The 21,071-nt window shown below is 66.8% G+C and carries 22 protein-coding genes; 15 read left to right on the top strand and 7 right to left on the bottom strand.

The features are described from left to right. Positions 1-4 precede the first annotated feature (4 nt). Positions 5-709: an SDR family oxidoreductase gene (locus U5809_RS17890; RefSeq protein WP_322087521.1), complete on the top strand. Its 705-nt coding sequence runs from the start codon at positions 5-7 to the stop codon at positions 707-709. 203 nt (positions 710-912) lie between these two features. Next, positions 913-2,190, top strand: a complete 1,278-nt coding sequence (locus U5809_RS17885) for an epoxide hydrolase family protein (protein WP_322087520.1) — start codon at positions 913-915, stop codon at positions 2,188-2,190. Between the two features lie 117 nt (positions 2,191-2,307). Here U5809_RS17885 and U5809_RS17880 read toward each other — a convergent pair whose 3' ends face one another. Then, positions 2,308-2,703: a hypothetical protein gene (locus U5809_RS17880; protein WP_322087519.1), complete on the bottom strand. Its 396-nt coding sequence runs from the start codon at positions 2,701-2,703 to the stop codon at positions 2,308-2,310. Between the two features lie 74 nt (positions 2,704-2,777). Further along, a complete protein-coding gene (locus tag U5809_RS17875) occupies positions 2,778-4,163 on the bottom strand; it encodes a PLP-dependent aminotransferase family protein (RefSeq protein ID WP_322087518.1) in 1,386 nt (461 codons plus the stop codon). Between the two features lie 163 nt (positions 4,164-4,326). Between U5809_RS17875 and U5809_RS17870 the strand changes: the two genes are divergently transcribed. From U5809_RS17870 to U5809_RS17810, 13 genes are all read left to right on the top strand, one after another. Further along, positions 4,327-5,613: a hydroxymethylglutaryl-CoA reductase, degradative gene (locus U5809_RS17870; protein ID WP_322087517.1), complete on the top strand. Its 1,287-nt coding sequence runs from the start codon at positions 4,327-4,329 to the stop codon at positions 5,611-5,613. Positions 5,614-5,700: 87 nt separating this feature from the next. Next, positions 5,701-6,198 (top strand): hypothetical protein, encoded by a 498-nt coding sequence (locus U5809_RS17865; protein ID WP_322087516.1) that lies wholly within the window; start codon positions 5,701-5,703, stop codon positions 6,196-6,198. Beyond that, positions 6,198-7,577: a tripartite tricarboxylate transporter permease gene (locus U5809_RS17860; protein ID WP_322087515.1), complete on the top strand. Its 1,380-nt coding sequence runs from the start codon at positions 6,198-6,200 to the stop codon at positions 7,575-7,577. The genes U5809_RS17865 and U5809_RS17860 overlap by 1 nt, the downstream gene beginning before the upstream one ends. Before the next feature lie 258 nt (positions 7,578-7,835). Then, positions 7,836-8,879 carry an alpha/beta hydrolase gene (locus U5809_RS17855; RefSeq protein WP_322087514.1) on the top strand — a complete coding sequence of 348 codons (1,044 nt, stop codon included), beginning with the start codon at positions 7,836-7,838 and terminating at the stop codon, positions 8,877-8,879. After that, positions 8,879-9,421, top strand: a complete 543-nt coding sequence (locus U5809_RS17850) for a cytochrome P460 family protein (protein ID WP_322087513.1) — start codon at positions 8,879-8,881, stop codon at positions 9,419-9,421. Before U5809_RS17855 ends, U5809_RS17850 begins: the two co-directional genes overlap by 1 nt. A gap of 278 nt (positions 9,422-9,699) precedes the next feature. After that, a complete protein-coding gene (locus tag U5809_RS17845) occupies positions 9,700-10,026 on the top strand; it encodes a DUF4148 domain-containing protein (protein ID WP_322087512.1) in 327 nt (108 codons plus the stop codon). Positions 10,027-10,110: 84 nt separating this feature from the next. Continuing rightward, positions 10,111-10,902, top strand: coding sequence for an alpha/beta hydrolase (locus U5809_RS17840; RefSeq protein WP_322087511.1), 792 nt, complete (start codon positions 10,111-10,113; stop codon positions 10,900-10,902). A 76-nt stretch (positions 10,903-10,978) separates the two neighbouring features. Beyond that, on the top strand, positions 10,979-12,379 hold the full coding sequence (locus tag U5809_RS17835; RefSeq protein ID WP_322087510.1) for an amidase family protein: 1,401 nt from the start codon (positions 10,979-10,981) through the stop codon (positions 12,377-12,379). 367 nt (positions 12,380-12,746) lie between these two features. Then, positions 12,747-13,217, top strand: a complete 471-nt coding sequence (locus tag U5809_RS17830; protein WP_282507761.1) for a rhodanese-like domain-containing protein — start codon at positions 12,747-12,749, stop codon at positions 13,215-13,217. A 28-nt stretch (positions 13,218-13,245) separates the two neighbouring features. Further along, positions 13,246-14,187, top strand: a complete 942-nt coding sequence (gene epsC / locus U5809_RS17825; RefSeq protein WP_322087509.1) for a serine O-acetyltransferase EpsC — start codon at positions 13,246-13,248, stop codon at positions 14,185-14,187. A gap of 8 nt (positions 14,188-14,195) precedes the next feature. Then, positions 14,196-14,417, top strand: coding sequence for a helix-turn-helix domain-containing protein (locus U5809_RS17820; protein ID WP_059237663.1), 222 nt, complete (start codon positions 14,196-14,198; stop codon positions 14,415-14,417). A gap of 136 nt (positions 14,418-14,553) precedes the next feature. Continuing rightward, positions 14,554-15,486, top strand: coding sequence for a family 2A encapsulin nanocompartment shell protein (locus tag U5809_RS17815; RefSeq protein ID WP_021156739.1), 933 nt, complete (start codon positions 14,554-14,556; stop codon positions 15,484-15,486). Then, a complete protein-coding gene (locus U5809_RS17810) occupies positions 15,461-17,461 on the top strand; it encodes a family 2A encapsulin nanocompartment cargo protein cysteine desulfurase (RefSeq protein ID WP_322087508.1) in 2,001 nt (666 codons plus the stop codon). Before U5809_RS17815 ends, U5809_RS17810 begins: the two co-directional genes overlap by 26 nt. A 57-nt stretch (positions 17,462-17,518) precedes the next feature. Here U5809_RS17810 and U5809_RS17805 read toward each other — a convergent pair whose 3' ends face one another. The 5 genes from U5809_RS17805 to U5809_RS17785 all read right to left on the bottom strand — a co-directional run bounded on the left by U5809_RS17805 (position 17,519) and on the right by U5809_RS17785 (position 20,910). Beyond that, positions 17,519-18,412, bottom strand: a complete 894-nt coding sequence (locus U5809_RS17805; RefSeq protein WP_322087507.1) for an acetylglutamate kinase — start codon at positions 18,410-18,412, stop codon at positions 17,519-17,521. A 48-nt stretch (positions 18,413-18,460) separates the two neighbouring features. Further along, positions 18,461-18,982 carry a PTS sugar transporter subunit IIA gene (locus U5809_RS17800; RefSeq protein WP_322087506.1) on the bottom strand — a complete coding sequence of 174 codons (522 nt, stop codon included), beginning with the start codon at positions 18,980-18,982 and terminating at the stop codon, positions 18,461-18,463. Positions 18,983-19,113: 131 nt separating this feature from the next. Continuing rightward, a complete protein-coding gene (locus U5809_RS17795; protein WP_282507753.1) occupies positions 19,114-19,332 on the bottom strand; it encodes a hypothetical protein in 219 nt (72 codons plus the stop codon). A 58-nt stretch (positions 19,333-19,390) separates the two neighbouring features. Next, positions 19,391-19,762, bottom strand: coding sequence for a DUF6697 family protein (locus U5809_RS17790; RefSeq protein ID WP_322087505.1), 372 nt, complete (start codon positions 19,760-19,762; stop codon positions 19,391-19,393). Positions 19,763-20,295: 533 nt separating this feature from the next. Beyond that, the gene (locus U5809_RS17785; protein ID WP_322087504.1) at positions 20,296-20,910 is read right to left on the bottom strand and encodes a LysE family translocator; all 615 of its coding nucleotides are present in this window, start codon (positions 20,908-20,910) and stop codon (positions 20,296-20,298) included. Positions 20,911-21,071: the final 161 nt, after the last annotated feature.

The raw sequence follows: 21,071 nt of genomic DNA, 5'->3' as shown, positions 1-21,071 counted from the left end.
AATCGTGACTGTAGAAAAAGTGGCGTTGATCACGGCGGCGGGCAAGGGCATGGGCGCGGCGATCGCGCGCGAACTGGCGGCGACGGGCTATCGCGTCGCGCTGATGTCGCCGTCGGGCAGCGCGGTGGCGCTGGGCGAGGAACTGGGCGGCTTCGGCATCAAAGGCTCGGTGACGGAAGAGGCCGACATCGACCGGCTTGTGCAGGAAACCGTCGCGCGCTACGGCCGGATCGACGCGGTCGTGAACAACACCGGCCATCCGCCGAAGGGCGATCTGCTGGCGATCACCGACGACAACTGGCACGCCGGCCTCGACCTGATCCTGCTGAACGTGGTGCGCGTGATGCGCCGCGTGACGCCGATCTTCCAGAAGCAGGGCGGCGGCGCGGTGGTCAACATCTCGAGTTTCGCGGCGGACGCGCCCGAGCAGCCGATGCCCGTTTCGTCGACGCTGCGTGCGGCGCTGAGCGCATGGACGCGCCTGTACGCGGAACGCTATGCGGCCGAGAACATCCGGATGAACGCGGTGCTGCCGGGCTTCATCGACAGCTGGCCGGAAACGCCGGAGATCGTCGCACGCATTCCGGCCGGCCGCTTCGGCAAGACCGGCGAGATCGCGAAGACGGTCGCGTTCCTGCTCTCCGACGGCGCGGGCTACATCACCGGGCAGAACATTCGCGTCGACGGCGCGATCGTCAAGGCGCTCTGAGCGTCGCACCGGCGAGCGGGCGGCGGGGGCGGGCCGCTCGCCGCGCGGCAACTACAAACGCATACAAATCAGACAAATCCGGGATACATCAGACCTTTCAAATGGGCGACGCCGCGTGACGAGGGCGCGCCGGATTGAAAGCCTGGGTGCGATCCCGCGCGCGGCATGTTCACTTTCCACTTCACGAAAGGAGATGCCGAACGATGTCTTCCACACCGTTTTCCCCGATGCGTCGCCACCTGCTGGCCACTTCCGTGGCCGCCGGGGTCTCGGCGATGCTGCCCACCGCGCTGCATGCCGCAACCGGCGCGAGCGGCATACGTCCGTTTACCGCGCACATTCCCGATGAAGTCGTCGCCGACCTGCGCCGCCGTATCGCCGCGACGCGCTGGCCGGGCCGCGAGACCGTCGCCGACGAATCGCAAGGCGTGCGGCTCGCGCGCATGCAGGCGCTGCTGCGCTACTGGGGCACCGACTACGACTGGCGCAAGGGCGAGGCGCGCCTGAACGGTTTCCCGATGTTCATCACGGAAATCGACGGGCTCGACATTCACTTCATCCACGTGCGTTCGCGGCACGAGAACGCGATGCCGATGATCATGACGCACGGCTGGCCCGGTTCGATCTTCGAGCTGCTGAAGGCGATCGGCCCGCTGACCGACCCGACCGCGCATGGCGCGAGTGCGGACGATGCGTTCCACGTCGTCGTGCCGTCGTTGCCGGGCTTCGGATTTTCCGGTCGGCCGACGAAAACCGGCTGGGGCTCGGACCACATCGCGCGTGCGTGGGGCGAGCTGATGGCGCGGCTCGGTTATACGCGCTTCGTGTCGCAGGGCGGCGACTGCGGCTCGGTGATTTCGCACCGGATGGCGATGCAGCGCGTGCAGGGGCTGGCCGGCATTCACGTGAACATGCCGGCGACGGTGCCGCCGGACATCGCGACGCTGCTCGCAACCGATTCGCCCGCGCCGGCTTCGCTGTCGCCGAAGGAGAAGGCCGCGTACGAGAAGCTCGCGACGTTCTATCGCGACAACTGCGGTTACTCGGCGATGATGGTCACGCGTCCGCAGACGGTCGGTTACGCGCTCGCCGATTCGCCGTCCGGGCAGGCCGCTTGGATGTACGACAAGATTTCGCAGTGGACGTACAGCGGCGGCGTGCCGGAGCGCTCGATTCCGCGCGACGAGATTCTCGACGACATCTCGCTGTACTGGCTGACGAATACGGCGACGTCGGCCGCGCAGATCTACTGGGAGGACCACTCGAACAACTTCAACGCGGTCGATATCGCGTTGCCGGCCGCGATCACGGTGTTTCCGGGGGAGATTTATCAAGCGCCGCGTAGTTGGGCCGAGCGCAGTTACCACAACCTGATCTACTTCAACGAAGTCGACAAGGGCGGGCATTTCGCGGCGTGGGAAGAGCCGGAATTGTTTGCGCGTGAGGTGCGGGCAGGGTTCAGGCCGTTGCGGCGCACGTAAGCGGGGCAGGTGCGGGGAATGCGGGCCGGCGGTTGTGCGGCCCGCGTTTCTCGAACGCCAGGCTTTCGACGCGGATCACCGTTTATCGTCGGCAGTCGATTGGCGATGGATCAGCCGTCAAAAGAGACCGCAATTCCCTTGTGCATTTATCAGTCGGGCGATGATGGCCGCAACGAAGTACACGCTGGTCAGCGTGACCAGGAATGCTATCCATGTCACTTTGAACCGTTGAAGAAGCCGGGCAATCAGTACGATTGCGGCGCATGCACCGAGTCCGGTCCACAGATTGAGCGCATAGGGCGCGGAGTCGTGTATTGCAGTGGTGACCGGCCAAAGCAATGCCCAGAACAGTGCTTCGCCGAGTGAGCCACAGTACACCGTCAAATAGCCCAGAAGAAACACGTACGCGAGCGTCGAGAGTCCGAGCACGGTCCAGAGTATCGCGACCCAGAGTGGTTGGCGGCTTGCGGCCGGTTTCAACGGCGAGATGCCTTGTTCGTGGGTATCGGTCAAATGGATCACCTGAATTCGAAAGAGGTAGCGCCGCGCAACAACGGTTTCGTCTTTTCTCCGGCCAGCCGCGTCGGCTACGCAACCGCACTCAACGCCTGCGCAAACCGCTTGTCCGCGAGATACGCGACGTTGAACCGGCAATACTTCGACGGCCGATCGGCCTGCGGCGAAAACACCGCACCGGGCGCGAGGATCACGCCACGCTCGAGCATCGCGTGCGCAAGCTGCATCGAATCGGGCCAGCCGGGCAGCGCGGCCCACAGATACAGGTTCTGGTCACAGGGCCGATAGACCTCCGCACCGAGACGGCCGAGCGCATCGAGCGCAGTGCCGGTCGCGCGCCGCAGCTTCTCCTGCAGATGATTCGTATGCCTGAGGAAGTGGCCGTCGCTGACGATCGCATCGAGCGTGCGCTCGCAGTATTCCGAGCTGCTGACATGCGTCAGCATCTTCACGTCGGCGAGATCGCTGGCAAGGGCGGCGTTGCACGCCAGGAAACCGACGCGCAGCGCAGCCGACACCGATTTCGAGAAACTGCCGATATAGATGGTCCGGCGCAACTGGTCGAGCGTCGCGATGCGCGTGAGCGAACGTGGCCGCAGGTCGGCGAGTGCATCGTCCTCGACGATGATCAGATCGTGCGCGTCGGCGAGCTGCAAGATGCGGTGCGCCTTGGCCGCGCTCGTATCGGTCGCGGTCGGGTTGTGCCCGACCGATTGCGTGAAGAACAGCTTCGGCCGGTATTCGGCGATCAGTTCCGCCAGTTTCGCGACGTCGGGGCCGTCGATTTCGCGCGGCACGCCGACGATATTCGCGCCGCTCAGCTTCAGCTTGCCGAACAGCGGGTAGTAGCCGGGATCGTCGACGAGCACGGTGTCGCCGGGGCGCACGAAGTAGCGCAGCACGAGGTCCATCGCCTGGTTCGCACCATGCGTGAGCACGATCTGTGCGGGCGGCGCCTCGATCTCGTAGCCGGCGAGCTTCTGCTGCAGCGACTGGCGCAGCGGCAGGTAGCCGAAGCGGCTGCCGTAGCGGAACAGTGACGCGGCGCTCGTGCGCATGATGCGCTGCTGGTACTGGTTCAGCCGCGTTTCCTCGAGCCACTCGATCGGCGGGAAACCTTCGCCGAGATTGAGCACGTCGGGCTTCACATGCAGTTGCTCACGCATCAGCCACACGATGTCCATCGCGCGGTCGAGCGAGCTCGGCTCGTCGATCTCGGGGGCGGCCGCGCCGCGCCGCGTGACGAAGAATCCGGAGCCGCGGCGCGGCTCGATCAGGCCGTCGGCCGCGAGCATCTCGAACGCGCTGATCACGGTGTTCTTCGAGCAACCGGACGCCTCAGCGTATTCCCTGATGGAAGGCAGCTTCGCGCCGGCCGGCAACACGCCTTCCTCGATCTGTCTGGCGAGATTGTCCGCCATCGCGCCAGACAGGCTGGCTTTTGCACGCTGTTTCATCGGAATGTTCCGTCGGGCTGGTCCACTGTCATGGGTACGGTTGAGTGACTGTCTGCGCGTTCTGTACCTTTTCAATGGGTACAGCGTGACTATTATTCGGCTATCCGCTGCCCGCCGCAAGCGTCGACGGGCGACACCGCCACCCTGAAACAGCAGACCCCTCATGCCGACCGATTCCGCCTTGCCGAACTTCCGCTCGCTCACGCCCGAGCAACGCCTGTCCCATCTGTCCCGCGCCGTCGGGCTCGACGATGCCGAGCACGCGCTGCTCGCGAAACCCGGCGCGCTGGCGCTCGATACCGCGAACGGGATGATCGAGAACGTGATCGGCACGTTCGAGCTGCCGATGGCCGTGGCCGGTTACTTCCGGATCAACGACCGTGACGTGATCGTGCCGATGGCCGTCGAGGAGCCGTCGATCGTTGCGGCCGCCTCGTACATGGCGAAACTGTCCCGCGCAGCCGGCGGCTTCCGCACGTCGAGCAGCGGCCCGCTGATGCGCGCGCAGGTGCAGGTGATCGGCGTCGACGATCCGTACGGCGCGCGGCTCGCGATCCTGCGGCATGCGGCCGAGCTGATCGCACTCGCGAACAGTCGCGACAAGGTGCTCGTCGGTCTCGGCGGCGGCTGCCGCGACATCGAGGTTCATGTATTCCCCGACACGCCGCGCGGCGCGATGGTCGTCGCGCACCTGATCGTCGACGTGCGCGACGCGATGGGCGCGAACACGGTGAACACGATGGCCGAAACCGTCGCGACGCGTATCGAAGCGATTACCGGGGGCCAGGTACGGTTGCGGATACTGTCCAACCTGGCGGATCTCCGGTTGGCGCGTGCAGAGGTACGGTACTCGGCCGCCACGCTCGCGACCGACGCCTATTCCGGCGAAGACGTGATCGACCGCGTGATCGACGCGTACGTGTTCGCGGCGACCGACCCGTACCGCGCGGCGACACACAACAAGGGCATCATGAACGGCATCGATCCGGTCGTGGTCGCGACCGGCAACGACTGGCGCGCGGTCGAGGCCGGCGCGCATGCGTACGCGAGCCGCAGCGGCCGCTATACGTCGCTGACCACGTGGGAGAAGGCCGCCAACGGCGATCTCGTCGGCACGATCGAGATGCCGATGCCGGTCGGGCTCGTCGGCGGCGCGACGAAGACGCATCCGCTCGCGCGTCTCGCGCTGAAGATCATGAACGTGACGTCCGCACAGGAACTCGGTGAAATTGCGGTCGCGGTCGGGCTTGCGCAGAATCTCGGTGCGCTGCGTGCGCTCGCGACCGAAGGCATCCAGCGTGGCCACATGGCGCTGCATGCGCGCAACATCGCCGTCGCGGCGGGTGCGACCGGCGCGGAGATCGACCGGATCGCGCAGCAGATGGTCGCGGCGAAAGACGTGCGCACCGACTTCGCGGTCGAGTTGCTCGCGGGCCGCAGCGGCGGCTGACGCGCGGACTGCGCGCCGCGCGATACGTGCGGCGTGCAGCGCGCCACGCCGGCCAGACCGGCGACATATCAATCCAGGAGGAGACACATGGAACAGACCGGTTCAAGCGCGGTCGCAACCGCGCCGCATCGTGCGCGGCAGTTGGCCGGCGCCGATGCGGCGGCCTCGACGCTCGTCGAGGTGTGGGGCGACACGGTGGCGACGAAACATCTTGCGTGGTCGGTGCTGCTCGGCATCGCGATCAGCCTCGGCGCGTTCGAGATCGGCCGCATCGTGCTCGCATCGTTCGTCCACGACGTGGCGATTGCGCGTGCTTACGCGATGCTGATCGGCCTCGGCGGCTGCCTGCTGGCCGGCACGATTTGCGCGGTGCTGTTCAAGCCGAAGCGCACGGTGATCGAACATGCGGCCGGCGGCGCCGAGCGCGACGAGGCGCTCCGGCAGCTCGCGGAAGCATCGGGCGGGCTGGGCTCGACGAGCGACCTGTCGGCCAGCGCGCGTGCCGAGATGGAGGAGCTCGGGTTGCTCGACCTGTTCGCGTCGTACGACGCATCGTCCGGGCGCGCACGCGCGGGAGGCCGCTGATGGACGCACTGCTGCATGCGCTGCCGGCCGCGTTCGCGATGGGGCTGCTCGGCGCGATCGTGTTCTCCGGCATCGGGTTGATCTCCGGCACCGACGAAACGACGACGATCGCGCCGCTGACGTTGCTCGTCGCGCTGCTCGGCGTGCCGCCCGCCGGCGTCTTCACGTTCTTCCTCGCGGGTGCGGTGGCCAAGCACATCACGCATTCGATCCCGACCGCGCTGCTCGGCATTCCCGGCGACACGATGGCCGCGCCGCTGCTGCAGCAGGCGACGCTGTTGCGTGCGCTCGGCGTGCCGCACATCGCGCTGCGCAAGATGATCTCGGGCGCGATCGTCGCCGCGTTCGTCGCGCTGCCGCTCGCGGTGCTGTTCGCGTCGCTGCTCGCGCCGTTTGGCGCCGCGATCGCGAAGGCCGCGCCGTGGGTGTTCCTCGCGGCGGCCATCGGCATCGCGTACTTCTCCGCGGGGCGCTGGGCATCGGTGCTGCTGCTCGTGCCGTTCGTGATGCTGGTGGTCGGGCTGCAGGCGCTGACGGGCCACTACGGCGTGAAGCTGAGCGTCAGCTACTTCCTCGGGATCGCGATCGGGCCGCTGGTGGCCGACCTGTTCTCGATCCTGTCGCCGGCCGAGCGGCGGCGCATGCGCCGCGACGGGCCGTCGACGTTCGTGCTCGCCCCCGACGTGAAAAGCTGGCGCGGCTATTTCCCGAATCCGCTGAAGGTGCTCGACCGCGAGCAGGTTGCGTGGACGGTCGGCACGGCCGCCGTGTCGAGCGCGACCTTCGTGTTCAGCCCGGTCGCGATGACGGTGCTGATGGGCGAGATCGTCGGCGCGCGCGTGCGTCACGCTTATCAGCGCCTGACGACGGTGATCGCCGCGCGTAACGGTGTGACGGAGGCGACCTACATCGCCGAGGCAATGATTCCGCTGATTGCGTTCGGGTTGCCGCTGAGCCCGGTGGCGGCCGGCCCGGCCGCGCCGCTGTTCAATGCGCCGCCGCGCTTCACGGTCGATGCGGCGAGCGGGCAGATCCACAACCTGCATACGTTGATGAGCTGGCCCGAGTTCCTCGGCTACGGGCTGCTGTCGATCCTGCTGGCCGCGCTGATCGCCTATCCGCTCGCGATGCACCATGCGCACCGCGCGGCGTCGTTCGTCGCGCGCAAGCTGAGCCACGAGGCGATCATCGCGACCTTCGCGGGGCTGATCGTCGTGATCGGCGTCTGGGAAGGGCAGTTGCTGGGGCTCGCCGTGATCGTGACGATCGGCCTGTTCGGCGGGATGCTGTCGCGCCTGTTCGCGTTCAACACGGGCGTGCAGTTCATGGGCTACTACGTCGCGGTGCTCAGTGTGCCCGCGATCGCCAAGCTGTTCTGACGTACCGGCGCACGGGCGCCGCGTGTGCCGCGCGGCCGCCCGAAAGCGTCGTCTTTCGCGTGATTTTTGAATCGCTGTGTGTCGTGTTCGCACACGGATACGTTGAGATACAAAGCCTCCGGATGGTTCGGATATAAAACCGGTGAAGCGATTCACACGGCGGCGCGGTGCCATGCGCCGCCGCTGCGAACGGCGACACCTGATTGCCCGCACGTGCCGCGGGCGCCTTCCTTAGCGATCGACAATGGAGAACGAGTCATGCCTGATACCGTGAACACCCGCCGCCGCCTGATCCTGGGCACGACGCTGGCGAGCCTGAGCCTCGCCGACCTCGGGTTCGGCGCGCTGGCGCGTGCGCAATCCGCCCCCGATGCATCGACCGGGAAGCGTACGGCCGGCCTGGCGTCGCTCGGCACGATCCACCAGATCGACGCAGGCGTGCTCAACGTCGGGTATGCGGATCTCGGGCCGAAGAAGGGCCCCGTGGTGTTCCTGCTGCACGGCTGGCCGTACGACATCTACAGTTACGCGGAAGTCGCGCCGCTGCTCGTCAAGGCGGGCTATCGCGTGATCGTGCCGTACCTGCGCGGCTACGGTTCGACGACGTTCCGCTCGGCCGACACGGTGCGCAACGGCCAGCAGGCCGTGACGGCCGTCGACATCGTCGCGCTGATGGACGCGCTGAAAATCGACAGTGCCGTGTTCGGCGGCTACGACTGGGGTGCGCGCACGGCCGACATCATCGCGGCGCTGTGGCCGCAGCGCGTGAAGGCGCTGGTGTCGGTAAGCGGCTACCTGATCGGCAGCCAGGAGGCGAACCGCAAGCCGCTGCCGCCGCAGGCCGAATTCCAGTGGTGGTACCAGTTCTACTTCACGACCGAGCGTGGCGAACTCGGCTATGCGGCGAACCGCGATGCGTTCAACAAGCTGATCTGGCAACTCGCGTCGCCGAAGTGGCAGTTCTCCGACGAAACCTATGCGCGCTCGGCCGCGTCGTTCCAGAACCCCGATCACGTGGCCGTCGTGATTCACAACTATCGCTGGCGCCTCGGGCTCGCGAAGGGCGAAGCGCAATACGACGACATCGAGCGGCGTCTGGCGGCCGGCCCGGCGATCACGGTGCCGACGATCACGATGGAAGGCGATGCGAACGGCGCGCCGCATCCGGAACCGGCCGCGTACGCGAAGAAATTCACCGGCAAGTACCAGCACCGGACGATCACCGGCGGCATCGGCCACAACCTGCCGCAGGAAGCGCCGCAGGCATTTGCCGATGCGATCCTGCAGGTGGAGCATCTCTGATGCGGGCTGGCATGGGAGTGTTGCAGCGCGGCGCGCGCCGCGCGCTCGTCGCAGGCGTGCTGCTGGGCGGCGCGCTGTCGGCGAACGGGCCGGCCGCGTTCGCGGAGCAACCGAAGCCGGACGCGGCTGCATCGCCGATCTACGGCGTGACGATCCCGCCCGGCTACCGGAAGTGGGAAATGGTTGCGCCGGCCGAGGAGGCCGCGCCGCTCGACGAACTGCGCGTGGTGCTCGGCAACCCCGTTGCGATCCGCGCGCTCGAACAGGCGACGCTGCCGTTTCCGGACGGCACGATCCTCGTGAAGCTTGCGTACAAGCGCAAGCAGTCCGACGAGTTCGCGTCGGCGACAGTACCCGGCAAGGCGACGACCGTGCAGGTGATGGTGAAGGATTCGCGCCGCTATGCGTCGACGGGCGGTTGGGGCTTCGGGCGCTTCATCAACGGCGTGCCGGCCGATATCGGCCAGCATCAGACGTGCTTTGCGTGTCACCAGGCATTGGTGAAGAACCACGACTACGTGTTCACGCGGCTTGCACCGTGACGTGAAACGACGATGTGAGATCAATGGAAAAAGCGTGCCGTGCGAGGCACGCTTTTTTTATGGTGCGTGGGCGTGAACGCGCGCATCGGCAAACGGGTTTGTATCGCACTGTATCTGCGGGCGTTCCTGAAAAACTGGCATGCAGAAAGCACCGGTTCCGGAAACATGCCGGATACGTGGGCGGGTTCTACTGTCGACATGCAGCAAACGTTCGGTGCCAGACGTTCGTACCGGATGCCAAGTGATCGACACCTCAACTTCCGTCAAGGAGAACCCTCATGAATGCCACTCGAATCCTCGCCGTTGCCGTCCTCGCCGTCGCTCCCGTTTTGTCGTTCGCCGATACCGGCCACAGCCTCACGCGTGCCGACGTGCGTGCCGAACTCGTCCGCCTCGAACAGGCCGGCTACAACCCGGCACGTAGCGAGCCGCACTACCCGGAAGACGTTGTCGCCGCGCTGCAGGTGGCGCGTTCCGACCAGAACGGCCCGTCGAAGTCGCAAGGCGACAACGTGGCCGATGCGTCGACGCCTGCCGGCCATCGCGACGCGGCGCAATCGCGCTCCGCACGGAATGCGGCCGACGACCTGTACGCGCATTCGTGATCGGGTGCCGCGCCTGTTGCGTGCAGGCGCGGCCTTCGGTGCGGGACTTCATTTGAACAACACGACATAGAAAGGAGCATGACGATGGCCGGTTTGATGAAAAGCGTTCTGGTGTCCGCCGCGGTGATCGGCGGACTGTTCGGTGCGGTCGCGGCGCAGGCTGCGCTAACGGAAGACCTGAAGGGCACGAATGTCGTGCTCGTACACGGCGCGTTCGCTGACGGATCGAGCTGGAACCGCGTGATTCCGCTGCTCGAGGCGCGCGGGCTGCACGTGGTGTCGGTGCAGAATCCGCTGAGCTCGCTCGCCGACGATGCGGCCGCGACGAAGCGCGCGATCGACGAGCAGAAAGGGCCGGTCGTGCTGGTCGGCCATTCGTGGGCCGGCGTCGTGATCAGCGATGCCGGCAACAACGACAAGGTGAAGTCGCTCGTGTACGTCGCGGCGTTCGCGCCCGACAACGGTCAGTCGATCGCCGATGTCACGCAAGGATTGCCGGCGCCGGCCTGGGCCGGCGAGCTGCGCAAGGATGCAGGCGGTTTCGCCCGGCTGTCGGACAAGGCGATCGCGCAGGATTTCGCGCCGGACTTGCCGCCCGCGCAACAGCGTATCGTTGCCGCGACCCAGGGGCCGTGGTATAGCGGTTGCATTTCGGAGAAGGTCTCACAGGCCGCGTGGCATGCGAAGCCGTCGACGTTCGTCGTCGCGACGCAAGACAAGATGATCGATCCGACGCTGCAGGAAACGATGGCGAAGCGGATCGGTGCGACGGTTGCGCGTGTGAACGGCGGCCATGTCGCGATGCTGAGCCAGCCGAAGGCCGTGGCCGACGCGATCATCGCGGCCGCCGAACGCGCGAAGCAGGATATGCAGTGAGTGAACACGGTGCCGTGCTTTCGTGAGGAAGCGCGGCGCCGTGGGCGTTTGTGATGTCTTTCCACCAGGAGAAGTCATGACCGAACTCTGGCAACTGTCCGCAACCGAACTCGCGAAACGCGTGCGTCAGCGTGAAGTGTCCGCGCGCGAAGTGGCGGACGCCGTGCTCGATCGTCTCGATGCAGTGAATCCGGCGATCAATGCGGTGGTCGAACACCGTCCCGGCGACGTGCGGCGGCAGGCCGACGAAGTCGATCGCGCGCTCGCGCGTGGCGACGATCCGGGGCCGCTCGCGGGCGTGCCCGTCACCGTGAAGATCAACATCGATCAGGCGGGATTTGCGACGACCAACGGCACACGCCTGCAGGAAAACCTGATCGCACCGGCCGACAGCCCGGTGGTCGCCAATATCCGGAAGGCTGGCGGAATCCTGCTGGGCCGCACCAATTCACCGACGTTCGCATTGCGCTGGTTCACGTCGAATCTCGTGCATGGCCACACGCGCAATCCGCGTAACGTGTCGCTGACGCCGGGCGGATCGAGCGGCGGTGCGGCGGCCGCGGTGGCGGCCGGGATCGGACCGCTCGCGGTCGGTACCGACATCGGCGGCTCGGTGCGCTACCCGGCTTATGCGTGTGGCGTGCACGGGATCCGGCCGTCGCTCGGCCGCGTGCCGGCGTTCAATGCGTCGTCGCCCGAGCGTGCGATCGGCGCGCAGCTGATGTCGACGGCGGGGCCGATCGCGCGCACGATCGACGACTTGTCGCTCGCGCTGCGTGCATTCGCTGCGCCGGACCCGCGCGATCCATGGAACGTGGCCGTGCCGTTCGACGGGCGCGAGGTGCCGAAGCGCGCGGTGCTGTGCGTTCGCCCGGGCGGCTTGCAGGTCGTGCCCGACGTGGAGGCCGCGTTGCGTGATGCCGCGCGCCGGCTGGTCGACGCGGGCTGGACCGTCGACGAGATCGACGATACGCCGCCGATGCGCGAAGCTGCGTTGCTGCAGGAACAGTTATGGCTCGGCGACGGTTTCGATGCGTTGGCGAATTCGGTCGAGAAGGACGGCGATCCGGGCGCGGCGGCCGTGATTGCCGCGGTGCGCGGCAAGGTGCGCGACCTGCCGGCCGACGTGATCAGCCGGGCGCTGGTCCGGCGTACGACGCTGACGCGACATTGGCGGCTGTTTCTCGACGCGTATCCGGTGTTGCTGCTGCCCGTTTCATCGGAACTGCCGTTCGCAGACGATCTCGACCGCCAGGGGCCGGACGGCTTCGAGCGCGTGTGGGAAGCGCAACTCACGTTGCGCGCGCTGCCCGCGATGGGGCTGCCGGGGCTGGCCGTCACGACGTCGCTCGTGAACGGCGTGCCGGTTGGCGTGCAGGTGGTGGCCCCGCATCATCGCGAGGATCTGTGTCTGCTCGCAGGGCGCGATATCGAAGCGCGTGGCGTGCCGATCACACCGGTCGATCCGGTGTCGTGATGGTTTGATGGGCGCGTGCGTCGGCGATGCGCGTGCCATTCTCGACTGCCCGTTCGTTCCATTTCGGATTCCATGACAACGCGGCGCGCGCCGCGTTGATCGTCTCTCTCTTCCTTTCAAAACCCTTCGATGCATGACATCGAACGGTCCTCGTCCCGCATTTCCAGCCCGCCAGCGAGCCCGCGCCGATAGCGCGCGTCTGCTATTGCATTCCCCGCGGCGCTGATTAGGAAATGAATTTTTATTGGTTCTGCTTACCCGAGCGCACTCGCATAGTGGCGCTGACGGCTATAGACAGCACGCAAGCTGCAACGGCCGAATTCCCGGTGTATTTGTTCATACGAATCTACGAAAACAAGGAAGTGTCATGACGGTTGGACTGGAAGAACGAACCGCTGCTCAGCAGGCGCTCGAAGACGCGCGCGCGGCGGCGGTGGCGGCCGGCACGCCCTATGCGGGCGGCGTTGCGCCGGAAGCCGCGTGGGCGTTGTTCTCGGCCGGCGATGCATTGCTGGTGGACGTGCGCACGGCGGAGGAACGGAAATTCGTCGGCCACGTGCCGGAGTCGCTGCATGTGCCGTGGGCGACCGGCACGAGCCTGACGCGCAACCCGCGCTTCGTGCGCGAGCTGGAAGCGAAGACCGGCAAGGAGGCCGTCGTGCTGTTGTTGTGCCGCAGCGGAAACCGCTCGGCGCAGGCGGCCGAGGCCGCGACGAAGGGTGGCTTCACGCAGGTATTCAATGTGCTCGAAGGCTTCGAGGGCGACCTCGACGAGCGGCAGCATCGCGGTAGCCAGAACGGTTGGCGCTTGCGTGGCCTGCCGTGGGCGCAGGACTGATTCACGGCCGGGACAGGGAGAAAGCAGCATGGCCGCATTCGACATCGACGACATCGTTCAATCGCTGCAGACGGTGCGCCGCGCATGGCGCGAGAAGCAGCGGCGCTCGCTCGAACCGGGTGGGCGCGACCTGCCCGCGCGCGAAGCGCTTGCGCAGATCATCGGCGCGCTGAAGGGCGTGCTGTTCCCGATGCGGCTCGGGCCGCCGGATCTTCGGCAGGAAAGCGAGAACTTCCACGTGGCCCATGCGCTCGATGCGGCGCTGAATGCGCTGCTCGCGCAGGTGACGCTCGAATTGCGTTACGCGGCGCGCCAGCGCAATGCCGACGGGCCGCCACCCGATCGCGTCGACGAGGTCGCGTCGAAAGCCGTGCAGGCCTTTGCCGCGCGATTGCCCGAGATCCGCCGGCTGCTCGACAGCGACGTGCTGGCCGCGTTCCACGGCGATCCGGCGGCCGGCAGCGTCGACGAGGTGCTGCTGTGCTACCCGGGCATCCTCGCGATGATCCATCACCGGCTCGCGCACGAGCTGTACGGCCTCGGCCTGCCGCTGCTTGCGCGGATCATCGCTGAACAGGCGCATGCGGAAACGGGCATCGACATTCATCCGGGCGCGCGTATCGGCGCGGGCTTCTTCATCGATCACGGCACGGGCGTGGTGATCGGCGAGACGGCGATCATCGGCGAGCGCGTGCGCGTGTACCAGGCCGTCACGCTCGGCGCGAAGCGCTTCCCGCGCGATGCGGCCGGCCATCTGGAGAAAGGGCTCGCACGCCATCCGATCGTCGAGGACGACGTCGTGATCTATGCGGGCGCGACTATTCTCGGCCGCGTGACGATCGGGCGCGGTGCGGTGATCGGCGGCAACGTATGGCTCACGCAGGACGTGCCGGCCGGCGAAAACGTCACGCAGGCCGTGCTGCGCAGCGAAGCGAACGCCGTGCCGCGCGCGGCGGCTCGGGTCGCCTAGGAGGCGCGATGAGCGACCTCATCCATCACTTCGGCGCCAACGTGCGCAAGCTGCGCGAAGCCCGCACGTGGTCGCAGGAGCAGCTGGCCGAGCATGCGGGGCTGAACCGTTCGTATGTCGGCGAGATCGAGCGTGGCGAGGCGATCGCGTCGATCGTCACGGCCGACAAGATCGCGCGTGCGTTCGACGTATCGATCTCGATGCTGCTGCCGGGCGTGTACGTCACCTGAGGCCGCGTCGCACCGTTTCCCGTTCGGTTGCACCGCCTGACGGCTATAGCATGTTGAGCCGGCAGGGGCGTGCTTCCGATAATCACCCAGCGTCATAAGCAATCCCGTTTTTCATCTTAAGAACCCGGAGCCACACATGTCGACCGTTGCAAGCGGCACGGCCGCGCTGAGCGATCACGCCGCCCGCCAACTAGCGAACGCTACCAAGACCGTCCCCCAGCTTTCCACGATCACGCCGCGCTGGCTGACCCATCTGCTGCAATGGGTGCCGGTCGAGGCCGGTATCTATCGCCTGAACCAGGTGAAGAACCCGGAAGCCGTGCGCGCCGCGTGCACGCAGCTCGAGGACGAAAGCGTGCTGCCGCAGACCTTCGTGCCGTACGAGGAACAGCCGCGCGAATACTTCCTGAATGCGGTCAGCACGGTGCTCGACGTGCATACGCGGATCTCCGATCTTTACAGCAGTCCTCATGACCAGATCAAGGAACAGCTGCGCCTGACGATCGAGACGATCAAGGAGCTGCAGGAAAGCCAGCTGATCAACAACCCCGACTACGGGCTGCTCGCGAACGTGACCGACGACCAGCGGATCTTCCCGCTGACGGGCGCGCCGACGCCGGACGATCTCGACGAGCTGCTGACGAAGGTGTGGAAGGAGCCGGCGTTCTTCCTCACGCACCCGCTCGCGATCGCCGCGTTCGGCCGCGAATGCACGCGGCGCGGCGTGCCGCCGCCGACGGTCAGCCTGTTCGGCTCGCAGTTCCTCACGTGGCGCGGCATTCCGCTGATCCCGTCGGACAAGGTGCCCGTCGCGGACGGCAAGACCAAGATCCTGCTGCTGCGCGTCGGCGATAAGCGCCAGGGCGTCGTCGGCCTGTATCAGCCCGGCGTCGCGGGCGAGCAGGGCCCGGGCCTGTCGGTGCGCTTCATGGGGATCAACAACCAGGCGATCGCGTCGTACCTGATCTCGCTGTATTGCTCGCTCGCGGTCCATTCGCCGGATGCGCTGGCTGTCCTCGATGACGTCGAAATCGCCAAGTTCCATGACTATCCCGACACCTACCGTTAATCCCGGCCTGGCCGGCGGCGACGCGCACGCGCTGCCGCATGCGCCGCTGCCGGCAGGGTTGCCCGACCCGGCAACGCTCGCGCGGCTCGCGTCGGAGTTCTTCGCGACGCCGCCCGGGCAGGCCACCGCGCCCGGGCTGTCGGCCGGCAGCGGTGCGGCCGGCGGCGTGCCGTCCGCGTTGCCGGCGGCCGCGCCGATCCTCGCGTCGGTCAGCAACCCGGTGCCGGGCGGCTCGCCGCTCGCGGGTCCGGGCGGAGCGGGCACCGGCGTGCCGGGGCTCGCGCTGCCGCAAGGAAAAGTGCCCGGCGCGAACCTTGCGCCGTCCGCGCCGACGCATGTGCTGTCGCTCGGCAACCGCGCACCGGCGCTTGCGCCGCATGCGGCCGCGCAGAACGGGCTGCCCGACAACGTCGTGTCGATCGCGCCCGCGCTCGAACCGCGTGTCGGCGGCGCGGCGCTCGGCGTGCCGCAGGTGAATGCGCCGGCACCGGAAGGCGCGGCGAAGGCGTCGCCGTACTACTTCACCGACGGTTCGCTGCAGGGCTGGCAGGCGACGCCGCAGGACATCGTCGTGCCGTCGAACGGCCTTGCGTCGCCGGAAGCGTTCGGGCTGCCGGGCGACGACGCGTTGCGCGAGCTGCTCGCCGTGCATCGCGACGTGCCGGTGTCGCGTGCATCGGGCGCCGACGTGCCGCGTTACTTCATCGACGATACGCATGCAGCCGAGCCGCAAGGTCAGTTGTATCGCGGTGCGCATCCGCCGTTCGACGTGAACGCGATTCGCCGCGATTTCCCGATCCTGCAGGAGCGCGTGAACGGCAAGCAGCTCGTCTGGTTCGACAACGCGGCGACGACGCACAAGCCGCAGGCCGTGATCGACCGGCTCGCCTACTTCTATGCACACGAGAACTCGAACATTCACCGTGCGGCACATGCCCTGGCCGGCCGCGCGACGGATGCCTACGAGCATGCGCGGGAAACGGTGCAGCGCTTCATCGGCGCATCGTCGCCCGACGAGATCGTGTTCGTGCGCGGCACGACCGAGGCGATCAACCTGATCGCGAAGTCGTGGGGCGTGCAGAACGTCGGCGAAGGCGACGAGATCATCGTATCGAACCTCGAGCATCACGCGAACATCGTGCCGTGGCAGCAGCTTGCCGCGCAGAAAGGCGCGAAGCTGCGCGTGATTCCGGTCGACGATTCGGGGCAGGTGCTGCTCGACGAATACCGGAAGCTGCTCAACGACCGCACGAAGATCGTGTCCGTCACGCAGGTGTCGAACGCGCTCGGCACGGTCGTGCCGGTGAAGGAGATCGTCGAGCTTGCGCATCGCGCGGGCGCGAAGGCGCTCGTCGACGGCGCGCAGTCGATCTCTCACATGCGCGTGGACGTGCAGGCGCTCGATGCGGATTTCTTCGTGTTCTCCGGGCACAAGATCTACGGGCCGACCGGTATCGGCGTCGTATACGGCAAGCGCGCGATCCTCGAAGACATGCCGCCGTGGCAAGGCGGCGGCAACATGATCGCGGACGTGACGTTCGAGCGCACGGTGTTTCAGCCGCCGCCCAATCGTTTCGAGGCCGGCACCGGCAACATCGCCGATGCGGTGGGGCTCGGCGCGGCGCTCGACTACGTGAACCGCGTCGGCATCGAGAACATCGCACGTTACGAGCATGACCTGCTCGCGTATGCGACGAGCGTGCTCGCGCCGGTGCCGGGCGTGCGGCTCGTCGGCACTGCACGCGACAAGGCGAGCGTGCTGTCGTTCGTGTTGAAGGGCTATGAAACCGAGGAGGTCGGGCAGGCGCTGAACGAAGAGGGCATCGCGGTGCGCTCGGGGCATCACTGCGCACAGCCGATCCTGCGGCGTTTCGGGCTTGAGGCGACGGTGCGCCCGTCGCTTGCGTTCTACAACACGTGCGACGAGGTCGATGCACTCGTGCGTGTCGTGCGGCGACTGGCGACGCGTCGTTGAGGTTGCACGCTTGCGGCGGCCTTTTCGGGTCGCCGCAAGCGCTTTCCTGCTACCCGGTCAGAACCGTACGACCGGTTTCTTCTCGACGCTGAATCCGTCGCGCAGCACGCAAGCGGAATCGGCGAAGTAGCGGCGGGTTTCCGACAGCAGGTCGGTGTTGCCGCGCCGACAGAACACCACGCCCGATCCTTCCTCCGTCAACAGTTCGTCGATCAGCGATTCGGGTCGCCCGATATCGGCGAGGTGGACGTTCTGCACGCCGTGCGCGAGTGCATCGAGCGCTTCCCGCACGCAAGGCGCCGCATCGGCGGCCGGATGCTCGGCGAGCCATTGTTCGAGTTCCGTGATGCCGTACAGCCCGGCAAGTTCGCCAAGCTCGTGCAGCAACGCGGTGCCGACCATCATCACGAGCGTGACGGCACCCGTGCGTTGCGCGAACAGGTTGCCGAGCTGTTCCGGGCGCAGCAGGTGATCGCGACCCGCGTCGTCCGGTGCAACCGGCATCACGACGGGCACCAGTCCGTTTTCCAGAAAGGCATTCAATGCGGCGCCGTCGAACCGCGCGACCGCCCTCGTGTTGGCGCGGTCGGGTTCCGCGCTGGCGACCAGCAGGCCGCCGTCGTGACCGTCGATGCCGATCGCCCTGGCGCCGTGACTGCCGATCAGGCGCACCAGTTCATGATTGACGGCGGCCATCGCGGCGTGCGCGGTGTGGACCGATTGCGTCTCGGACGCGGCCGGTCGGCCCTGGACGACGATCGGGCGAACGCCGGTGAGTGCGAGCAGCGCGACATCCTGCGCGAAGGCCGCGCGGGTGCGCGCGTCGTTCGCGCCGCCATCGTTGACGATGACGACGGTCTGCCCGTGCAGGGCCTGCATGAACGGCAGCGAGCGGGCCAGGCCGGCTACGCGCCGCGACGCAAGAGTGGGACTTTCAGGGTCTGGGAACATGGGAATCCGAAAGGATGAAGGGAGTGCCTGTCGCCGTGTCGTGCGGCATCAGTGGGTGTGTTGCATCAACCGGTGAATTTCGCCGGGTGTCTGCGCGTCGCGCGACGCCTGCCGGAACGCGCGCTCGCTGAAACATCGCGCCGCGTCGGCGAGCAGTTCGAGGTGCGCGCGGTCGTCCGCTTGCGGCAGGACCAGCACGATGAATTCGCGCACGGGCTTGCGGTCCGGTGCATTGAACGTGAACGGGTACAGCGCGCGAACGAACAGTGCGACGGCCGAGCCGAGCCCGTCGACGCGCGCATGCGGAATCGCGACGCCCTGGCCGAGACCGGTCGAGCCGAGCTGCTCGCGCCTGAGGAGTTCGGTCCGGATCCGTTCGGCGGACACGCCGCTCGTGCGTTCGATATGGCGCGCGACGAGGTCGAACAGCTGGATCGCGCTTTCCACCGGGACGTCGAGCAGGATGTGCTCCGGCGGACACGCGTCGGCCAGCCGGGTCGCGAGTGGCGTGCCGCCGCGTCGGTGGGGAAGGTCGGGTTGGCCGCCGGCGGCGGCCTGCTGCGTTTGCATGCGGATCTCTCCGTGTCGGGATGACAGGGAAATCCTAGACAAAACCGCGTAAAGACGGTGTCAGAGACGTAGGGGCGCGGTATTAAAATTTCGTATCGATTGCCGTTGAAACAGTGCCCGATACCGGCGCCTCAGGTACCCGACAGCACAAACGGCAACGTCGTCAGCAGAAAGACCGAAATGCCGACGACCGGCGCACCGAACGCGATCGCCGCGAACGCCACCGCGGCGCTGGTCAGCACGAGCGTTCTCGACACCCGGCGGTGCCGGTCGTGCGCGATTGTCCTGTTGTCGCGGACTGCATCGGTCCGCGCGCCGATCACGTGTTTCCAGAATGTCAGGCCAAGCATGATGGCTCCTGTATGAAAGACGACCGGGACGCGGCGCGCGGTGCGCCGCGCAAGCGTGTCAGCTGCGCTTGAGCTTGAGCACGCGCGAGATCTGCGCGGCCGTGAAGCCACTGTTGCGCACGTAGGGCGCACAGTCGAGCGGCGCCGTGAGCGATTCGCTGACGACGTACTGGCCGACGAAGCGGTAGGCGTCGGTTGCCGTCTTGATGAACACCGGAATCGCATCGCGTTGCGCGGCGAGCGTCCTGCCGGCCGAGCGCGCGGACGCGCTGCCGTCGCAGAGGATGACGTCGGGCGCGTGCGGGTTAAGGTCCGTGCGCAGGCAGGCGGCCACGACCTTGCCGTTCTTCGTCGGCAAGAATCCCTGCTTGCTGCCGCCGCAGGCGGTGTGAATGAATTCGCGTGTGTACTGCTTGTCGATCTCGAACATGAACGGGCTCCGGAAGCGGAAATTTCCCAGAATGAAATCAGGAATGCAAAATAAATGGACCGGATCGGCGGATCGATGATGCGTCGTTGCATGCGATATGCCGTGCACATATGATCGAACGCACGCTTCGCGATGCGCGGTTATCGCATCGACGTCGTGTTCAGGCGTGCACGGGAATGACTACGGCGCGCACCGTCCGCCAGGCGGCAGGACGGTGGCTCGGGAAAACGAGACGCAGGCGTCCTGCCTGTCAGGCAGAAAAGCAACTCGGAGGACGAGGACTTCGGATGCGCATGATGCGTGCTCGGTGATGGATGGCGAACACATTCTAATGAACGTATTCGCGGGCGCAAGTAAAAAGGTCGTAAAGGTAAGTGATGTACCCGCTACGTGCACGGCCAGAGATGCGCGCTGGTGCGGCAACGGGCATACCAGGACGTGTAGTTCAAGCCGCCGCAGCCTCACCGCCATTCGCTGCCGTCGGCAATGGTTTGCACGGTCGGCATGACCATGAGAGGAACGTACGCCGCGAATCAGCGTCCAGCCAGCATCCGCCCGCCCACTCCCATCAGCAGCAGTCCGGCCGTCGTATCGAGCACGGCCTTGCGCCGGACCAGCAGCCGGCGTACGGAAGGATGCGACGCAAGCAGCGCCATCGCGCAATACCACGCGGCGGAGATCGCGACCGACAGCGCGACGACGGCGAGATCGAGCCACGCGGGTGCATGGGCCGGCACCATCAGCGCGAAGATACTGCCGTAGAACGCGACGGATTTCGGGTTGGTCATGCTGACGACGTAGCCCTTTTTGGCTGCGTTCCAGTCGGACGCAGCAGCCGGCGCGGAAACGGGCAGCGGCTTGCGCGCCGTCACGATCATTTTCATGCCGAGCCAGATCAGGTACGTGGCGCCCGCGAGCCGTAGCGCGGTGTGGACCCACGCGACGTGGGTCACGAGCAGGCTCAGCCCGGCAATCGCGATCGCGGCCCAGGTGCCGGACGCGGCGGCGAGGCCGAGCGCCGTCATCACGCCCGCGCGGCGCGACACGACGGCGGTCGACGTGACGATCACGAAGTTCGGGCCGGGGCTGGCGACGCTCAGCAGCAGGACGCCGGCGAGCGGCAGCAAGGTGTTGATGGTGGTCGACATGGCGTGAGCGGCGGCGCGGGGGGGACGGGCTTTCATCTTACCCGAGCGCGGTAACGGCCACGCATACGGCCGATTCCAAAGAAAAACGCGTGACGACTTCCGTCGCCACGCGTTTCATGTTCCGGCAAGACCGCACGCACGCCGGCGAACCAGCGCGCACC

The sequence above is a fragment of the Burkholderia sp. BCC1999 genome, assembly GCF_905339975.1.
Classification (GTDB): Bacteria; Pseudomonadota; Gammaproteobacteria; order Burkholderiales; family Burkholderiaceae; genus Burkholderia.
The sequence above is the reverse complement of the archived record's forward strand: the minus strand, read 5'-3'. Positions and strand labels throughout refer to the sequence as shown.

Excerpts from the sequence above, each read along its gene's own strand:
- U5809_RS17800 (WP_322087506.1), bottom strand. The coding sequence starts at position 18,982 with ATGCAAACGCAGCAGGCCGCCGCCGGCGGCCAACCCGACCTTCCCCAC.
- U5809_RS17885 (WP_322087520.1), top strand. The coding sequence starts at position 913 with ATGTCTTCCACACCGTTTTCCCCGATGCGTCGCCACCTGCTGGCCACT.
- epsC (WP_322087509.1), top strand. The coding sequence starts at position 13,246 with ATGGCCGCATTCGACATCGACGACATCGTTCAATCGCTGCAGACGGTG.
- U5809_RS17810 (WP_322087508.1), top strand. The coding sequence starts at position 15,461 with ATGACTATCCCGACACCTACCGTTAATCCCGGCCTGGCCGGCGGCGAC.
- U5809_RS17835 (WP_322087510.1), top strand. The coding sequence starts at position 10,979 with ATGACCGAACTCTGGCAACTGTCCGCAACCGAACTCGCGAAACGCGTG.
- U5809_RS17855 (WP_322087514.1), top strand. The coding sequence starts at position 7,836 with ATGCCTGATACCGTGAACACCCGCCGCCGCCTGATCCTGGGCACGACG.
- U5809_RS17815 (WP_021156739.1), top strand. The coding sequence starts at position 14,554 with ATGTCGACCGTTGCAAGCGGCACGGCCGCGCTGAGCGATCACGCCGCC.
- U5809_RS17860 (WP_322087515.1), top strand. The coding sequence starts at position 6,198 with ATGGACGCACTGCTGCATGCGCTGCCGGCCGCGTTCGCGATGGGGCTG.
- U5809_RS17850 (WP_322087513.1), top strand. The coding sequence starts at position 8,879 with ATGCGGGCTGGCATGGGAGTGTTGCAGCGCGGCGCGCGCCGCGCGCTC.
- U5809_RS17870 (WP_322087517.1), top strand. The coding sequence starts at position 4,327 with ATGCCGACCGATTCCGCCTTGCCGAACTTCCGCTCGCTCACGCCCGAG.
- U5809_RS17840 (WP_322087511.1), top strand. The coding sequence starts at position 10,111 with ATGGCCGGTTTGATGAAAAGCGTTCTGGTGTCCGCCGCGGTGATCGGC.
- U5809_RS17845 (WP_322087512.1), top strand. The coding sequence starts at position 9,700 with ATGAATGCCACTCGAATCCTCGCCGTTGCCGTCCTCGCCGTCGCTCCC.
- U5809_RS17865 (WP_322087516.1), top strand. The coding sequence starts at position 5,701 with ATGGAACAGACCGGTTCAAGCGCGGTCGCAACCGCGCCGCATCGTGCG.
- U5809_RS17795 (WP_282507753.1), bottom strand. The coding sequence starts at position 19,332 with ATGCTTGGCCTGACATTCTGGAAACACGTGATCGGCGCGCGGACCGAT.
- U5809_RS17790 (WP_322087505.1), bottom strand. The coding sequence starts at position 19,762 with ATGTTCGAGATCGACAAGCAGTACACACGCGAATTCATTCACACCGCC.
- U5809_RS17785 (WP_322087504.1), bottom strand. The coding sequence starts at position 20,910 with ATGTCGACCACCATCAACACCTTGCTGCCGCTCGCCGGCGTCCTGCTG.
- U5809_RS17875 (WP_322087518.1), bottom strand. The coding sequence starts at position 4,163 with ATGAAACAGCGTGCAAAAGCCAGCCTGTCTGGCGCGATGGCGGACAAT.
- U5809_RS17820 (WP_059237663.1), top strand. The coding sequence starts at position 14,196 with ATGAGCGACCTCATCCATCACTTCGGCGCCAACGTGCGCAAGCTGCGC.
- U5809_RS17805 (WP_322087507.1), bottom strand. The coding sequence starts at position 18,412 with ATGTTCCCAGACCCTGAAAGTCCCACTCTTGCGTCGCGGCGCGTAGCC.
- U5809_RS17830 (WP_282507761.1), top strand. The coding sequence starts at position 12,747 with ATGACGGTTGGACTGGAAGAACGAACCGCTGCTCAGCAGGCGCTCGAA.